General features: G+C 47.7%; 1 protein-coding gene. It reads left to right on the top strand.

From position 1 onward, the window contains the following. Positions 1-744 (top strand): hypothetical protein (locus A3761_RS27135; RefSeq protein WP_197472883.1); only part of this gene is annotated, 744 nt, incomplete at both ends.

The raw sequence follows: 744 nt of genomic DNA, 5'->3' as shown, positions 1-744 counted from the left end.
AGTACAGGAAACGTCAAAGCTTGGCACCCCCAAGAAAATTCAGGAAATAACCATTGGTGTTGAAGCTCAGTCTTTGGCAGAGACTGCGAACATGTCTCCCGATGACGCGCCTTTAGCTATTGAAGACAGGAATGATCCTTTTGAGGGGCGAGAGGTCAAATATCGCTTCCAGCAAATAGCGTCTCATTTTGCTCAGGAGATTAAATACCCTACTTTTTCGCGCCCGATTCATCAGCAACAGGACTTGGTTGAGTATTTACCCAATCGGGCCGTACAGTCTAGTCGACCGATCAATCTTGATGACGTTGATGGAGAGATACAAGAGGTAGGGCCTCGTATTGCTCTCAAGACCTCTAAGTTTAACTATTACCCTGGCGAACCTGTTGTCGCCGTCGCAGATGTGACAGGCATACAAGCTCGTAACTCTGTGCATGTCACGGGGCTAGTTCGAGTTGGTGGACAGATTGTCGCGAAAAACCAAGGTGTTATTCGCTCAGATGACGGTTCTAATCATGCTCACCAGCAATACAGCTTGCATTTTGATGACCTCAGCAATATTCCTGTGAGCGATCAGGGAGACATGGATGTTGTTGCCGAGTTTACGATTGATGGAAATACCTATGCGATTACCTCATTAATAAGGTACCCCAAGACGGTTGCGTCTATAGAGGGGCTTGGTGAGGTCGAGGTTGAAGGAGAATACCTCAAGATTCCAATGCAGGTGACGACCTCTGCTCCCGGCTT

The organism is Oleiphilus sp. HI0123, from assembly GCF_001635315.1.
This window is presented reverse-complemented; position numbering and strand designations above follow the sequence as displayed.